The 5,843-nt window shown below is 72.0% G+C and carries 2 protein-coding genes; both read left to right on the top strand.

The window, feature by feature from the left end; translation table 11 throughout:
* Positions 1–143 precede the first annotated feature (143 nt).
* Positions 144–2,198 (top strand): beta-galactosidase, encoded by a 2,055-nt coding sequence (locus ACFWFR_RS16805; protein WP_377623749.1) that lies wholly within the window; start codon positions 144–146, stop codon positions 2,196–2,198.
* Between the two features lie 163 nt (positions 2,199–2,361).
* Positions 2,362–5,843 (top strand): RICIN domain-containing protein (locus ACFWFR_RS16800; RefSeq protein ID WP_377623747.1); only part of this gene is annotated, 3,482 nt, incomplete at its 3' end.

The raw sequence follows: 5,843 nt of genomic DNA, 5'->3' as shown, positions 1-5,843 counted from the left end.
CACTCCTAATTCCGTGGGCTGCGTCTTATGTGTAAACCCCACAGCCGCCCCGCCGCCGGGGGGCGCCCCCCGCCGCACGCCGGCGTCCCCTTCCGGGGCGCGAGAGACGCCGCCCCGGTCGACGAGAGATCGAGGAGCATCCCATGTCATCGACCCCCACACCGCACCGTTGGTTGCGGTGGCCCGAGGACCGCGCGACGCCGCGCCTCGGCTTCGGAGCGGACTACAACCCGGAGCAGTGGCCCCGCGAGGTGTGGGCCGAGGACGTGCGGCTCATGCGGGCCGCCGGGGTCAACATCGTCTCGGTCGCGATCTTCTCGTGGGCCCGGCTCCAGCCGACGGCCGACACCTGGGACTTCGCCTGGCTCGACGAGATCATGGACCTGCTGCACGCGAACGGCATCGCGGTGGACCTCGCGACCGCGACCGCGTCCCCTCCCCCGTGGCTCACGACGGCCCACCCCGAGATCCTGCCCGTGACCGCGAACGGCGAGACCCTGTGGCCCGGCGCACGCCAGCACTGGCGCCCCACGTCGCCCGTGTTCCGCGAGCACGCGCTGCGCCTCGTGCGCACCATGGCCGAGCGCTACGGCGACCACCCGGCGCTCACCGCGTGGCACGTGTCGAACGAGCTCGGTTGCCACAACGTCTACGACTTCAGCGACGACGCGGCCGGCGCGTTCCGCGACTGGCTGCGCGAGCGCTACAGCACGCTCGACGAGCTCAACCACGCCTGGGGTACCGCGTTCTGGTCGCAGCGCTACAGCGCGTGGGACCAGATCCTGCCGCCGCGCCTCGCGGCCTCGCACCCCAACCCCACGCAGCAGCTCGACTTCAAGCGCTTCTCGTCCGACGCGCTCAAGTCGTACCTGCGCGCCGAGCGCGACGTCCTGCGCGAGCTGACCCCGGACGTCCCGGTCACCACGAACTTCATGGTCATGGGCGAGACCAAGGGCATGGACTACGTCGACTGGGCCGACGAGATCGACTTCGTGTCCAACGACCACTACGTCCTGCCGGGTGTCCAGGCCCACGACGAGCTGTCCTTCTCCGCGAACCTCACGGGCCACATCGCGGGCGGTCTGCCCTGGTTCCTCATGGAGCACTCGACGAGCGCCGTGAACTGGCAGCCGATCAACGTCGCCAAGAAGCCCGGCGACCTTGTCCGTGACTCGCTGACCCACGTGGCCCACGGCGCCGACGCGGTCTGCTTCTTCCAGTGGCGTCAGTCCCGCGCGGGCGCGGAGAAGTACCACTCGGGCATGGTCCCGCACGCCGGCGAGGACAGCGAGGTGCACCGCACGGTGCGCGAGCTCGGCGCGACGCTCGGCGCGCTGGCCGAGATCGCGGGCTCGGAGCAGGTCCCTGCGCGTGCCGCGATCCTGTTCGACTGGGAGTCCTGGTGGACGAGCGAGCTCGACTCGCACCCCAACAACTCGCTGCGCTACCGCCAGGAGGCCCTCGACTGGTACTCGGCGTTCCTCGCGGCGGGCGTGCGCGCCGACGTCGTCCCGGCACGCTCGGACTTCTCCGGGTACGACGTCGTCGTCGCCCCCGTGCTGCACGTCGTCCCGGGCGCGCTCGCCGAGCGGCTCCAGGCCTTCGTCGAGGCCGGCGGCCACCTGGTGACGACCTACTTCTCGGGCATCGTGGACCAGAACGACCACATCCACCTGGGCGGCTACCCGGGCGCGTTCTCCGACCTGCTCGGCATCCGGGTCGAGGAGTTCGCCCCGCTGCTCGAGGGCGAGACGGTCCTGCTCGACGACGGCAACGAGGGTTCGCTGTGGTCCGAGCCGATCACGGTCACGGACGCCTCGGTCGAGGTCCTCGCCTGGTACAAGACCGGCGAGCAGGGCGGGCGCCCCGCCATCACGCGTCGACCTGTCGGCTCGGGCTCGGCGACCTACGTCTCGACGCGCCTGGGCACGGGCCTCGAGCCGCTCGTGCGCTCGCTCCTCGACGACGCGCACCTCCCGGGCGACCTGCCGGCCACGGTCCGCGGCAAGGTCGAGCTCGCGGTGCGCGGCACGGCCGAGCACGAGTTCTGGTTCCTCATCAACCGCACGGCCGAGCAGGTGGACGTCGACGGCGTCACGGGGGACGTGCTCGTCGGCCGGCGCTCGGGTGGAGCACCGGACGCGACCGTCGTCCTGGCCCCGCGCGGCGTGGCCGTCCTGCGCCGCCCGAAGGACTGAGGGCACCTCACCGACCAGCACGACCAGCACGACCAGCACGACCAGCACGACCAGCACGACCCCCAGCGTCCACGGACCGGCGCCCGCCGCACGACGGCAGGCGCCGGCCCGTGGCGTGCACGACGCCAGGTTCGCAGAGAAGCGAGAGAGAGGCAGTTCAAGGATGAACGCAGGAGCATCGAGGAGGTGGCTCGCCGCACTGAGCGTCGCCGCCGTGACCCTGAGCTGTGGTGCGCTGAGCGCCACGGCCCAGGCTGCGCCGTCGGGCGGTGTGCTCGCCACGGGCGTGGCCGCGGCCGCGGACACAGGCGCCGTACCCGGCGTGACCGTGCGCCCCGACCCGAGCTATGCCGGCAAGGCGTTCGAGGGCTGGGGGACGAGCCTCGTCTGGTTCGCCAACGCGACGGGCGACTACCCCGACGAGGTGCGCGACAAGCTCGCGGACATGGTGTTCGGTGACGAGGGGCTCAACCTCAACATCGCGCGCTACAACGTGGGCGGCGGGCACGCACCCGACGTCACGGACTACCTGCGCGCGGGCGGCGCCGTCGAGGGGTGGTGGAACGCCCCCGAGGGCACGACCCGCACCGACGTCGACTGGTGGGACCCCGAGGACCCGGCCGACTGGAACGAGGACGCCGACGCGACCCAGCGCTGGTGGGTCGACCGCATCAAGGACGACGTCGACACGTGGGAGACGTTCAGCAACTCCCCGCCCTACTTCATGACGCCCAACGGCTACGTCTCGGGCAGCTTCAACGCGACCGACGACCAGCTCAAGACCGAGAGCATCGACGACTTCGCCGCGTACATGGTCGGTGTGACCGAGCGCCTCGAGAAGGCGCACGGCATCGAGGTCGGCACGATCGACCCGTTCAACGAGCCCAACACCAACTACTGGCGGACCACGCTGAACTCCGCGGGCGAGCCCACGGGCGGGCGCCAGGAGGGCGCCCACATGGGCCCCGCGCTCCAGCAGAAGGTCATCACCGCGCTCGACGCCGCGCTCGAGGGCGCCGACACCTCGGCCGGCATCGCGGCCATGGACGAGACCAACCCCGGGACGTTCACGACCAACTGGAACTCGTACCCTGCCGACGTCAAGGCCAAGGTCGACCAGCTCAACGTCCACACGTACGGCACGGGTCAGCGCACCGCGGTGCGCGACATCGCCAAGGGCGAGGGCAAGCGCCTGTGGATGAGCGAGGTCGGCGGGTCCTGGAGCAGCACGGGGCAGGACTTCGTGAGCATGGAGTCCGGCCTGGGCAGCGCCCAGCACATCGCGGACGACCTGCGCGAGCTCGAGCCCTCGGCGTGGGTGTTCTGGCAGCCCGTCGAGGACTACACCAACATGGCACCCGGCGGCGAGAGCGCCGAGGGCGCGAACTGGGGCGAGATCCAGATCCCCTTCGACTGCACCGCCGAGGACACGCTCGAGACGTGCCCCATCTACACCAACACCAAGTACCAGACGACGCAGAACTTCACGCACTTCATCGCCCCTGGTGACCACCTGGTCGGCGTCGACGACAGCAACAGCACGGCGGCCGTGGCTGCCTCGGGCGATGCGGCCACCGTGGTCCACGTCAACAGCACGACGGCGGAGCGCGCCGTGACGCTCGACCTGTCGGGCTTCGGCAGCATCGAGGCGGGCGCGACCGTCACGCCGTTCGTCACGAGCACCGCGGGGACCCTCGTCGAGGGCACCCCGGTCGCGGTGGCGTCGGGCGCTGCCACGCTCACCGTCCCGGCGGAGTCGGTCACGACGTTCGTGGTCGACGGCGTCGCGGGGGTCGCGCAGGACGCCTCCCTGGTCCAGGAAGGCCACGTCTACCGCCTCCAGGGTGTCCAGTCCGGCAAGTCCCTCGCCCCCGCGGCGAGCGGCTCGGGCGTCGTGATCCGCACGAACGACGCGGCAGCCTCGGCACAGGTGTGGGAGCTCACGCCGCTCGGCGCCCCCGAGGGCTCCGGGTCGCACACGACGCGCTACGCCGTGACGTCCGCGGCGAACGGCAAGCAGCTCGCGGTCGTCCCCGACGGCACGGCCGTCCTGGTCGACGCGGCGACGCAACCCGCGACGACCGCGCAGTGGATCCTCTCCACGACCGGTGACGAGACCTACACGCTCGTCAACGCCGCGAGCGGGCGCGTGCTCGAGGTCGGCGGCCAGTCCTCGACCGACGGCGCTCCCGTGTCCACGTACACCGCGAACTCGGGCCAGAACCAGCGCTGGCGCCTGACCGACGAGACCGTGCTCGGCACGACCCCGGTCGAGGCGTTCACCGTGCCCGGCACCGTCCCGACGCTGCCGACCACGGTCGTCCCCGTCTACCGTGACGGCGCGCGCGGCACCCTGCCCGTGACGTGGGACCTCCCGGCCGAGTCGGCCTGGGCCGCAGCCGGGACCGTCGAGGTCCAGGGCACCGTCACGACTCCCGGTGGCCCCGTGAGCGCCACGGCCGAGGTCGTGGTCGACACCCTGACCACGACGCTGCCTGCTCGTGCCAAGGCCTACGCGGGCGGCACGCCCGTCCTGCCCGCCACGGTCCCCGCGCTCACCGCGGGCGGCCGCCAGGTCGAGCGCCCCGTGACCTGGGAGACCGCCCCCGCGGGTGCGTTCGCCGAGGTCGGCGTCGTCGAGCTCGCCGGGACGGCCGACTCCGGGCTAGGCGAGGTCCTGCCCGCCACGGTCCGTGTCCAGGTCACGGCAGCCGTCGACGAAGGGGCGACGTCCGCTCTCGGGACGACCGCCTCGGCGACCTTCACCGAGCCGGGCTACTCGGCCTCGGGGATCGTCAACGGCAACACCACGGACAAGGCATGGTCCAACTGGAAGTCCTCCGACAAGAACGCCACCGACACCCTCACGGTCACGCTCCCCGCGTCCCGCGACGTGACGCACGTCGTCACGACGTTCTACCGTGACGGCTCGACCGCGAGCTGGGCCCAGAACCTTCGGGTCCAGGCCCTGGTCGACGGCGCGTGGAAGGACGTGAGCGCGTCGGTCGCGGTCAGCAACGACACGAGCCGCGCCCCTGTGGTCGACGTCCCCGTGGACGTGCGCACCTCGGCCGTGCGGGTCGTCATGACCGCACGCCCCAACACGCACATGGTCGTGAGCGAGGTGCAGGTGCTCGCCAAGGCCCCGGGCACGTCCTCCGACGCGGCGCTCGCCGGCCTCACGGTCGACGGCGAGGCCGTCGCCGGGTTCGACCCCGCGACGACGACCTACCAGGTGCTGACCGAGGCGGGCGCGACGCCCGTCGTGGCCGCGGTCGCGGCCGACCCGTACGCCACGGTCGCCGTGAGGCAGCCCGGCGAGGTCGCGGCCGGATCGACCGCGACCGCCACGGTCGACGTGACGGCCGAGGACGGGACGACGTCGACCTCGACGATCACGTTCGTGACCCAGGTGGACCTGGGGGTCGAGGCGAGCGTGCGCGCCCAGTGCACCGGACGCACCGCGACCCTCTCCGTCCGCGCCCTCAACACCAGCGACGTCCCCCTCGACATCGTCCTCACCACCCCGCTCGGCACCAAGACCTTCCACGGCGTAGCCCCCGGAAAGTCCGCCAGCCAGACCTTCTCCGCCCGCACCCAGACCCTGACCGCAGGCACCACCACCATCACCGCCACCCGCACCGA

The organism is Oerskovia sp. NPDC060287 (assembly GCF_042726775.1).
Taxonomy (GTDB): domain Bacteria; phylum Actinomycetota; class Actinomycetes; order Actinomycetales; family Cellulomonadaceae; genus Oerskovia; species Oerskovia merdavium.
This window is presented reverse-complemented; position numbering and strand designations above follow the sequence as displayed.

Excerpts from the sequence above, each read along its gene's own strand:
- ACFWFR_RS16805 (WP_377623749.1), top strand. The coding sequence starts at position 144 with ATGTCATCGACCCCCACACCGCACCGTTGGTTGCGGTGGCCCGAGGAC.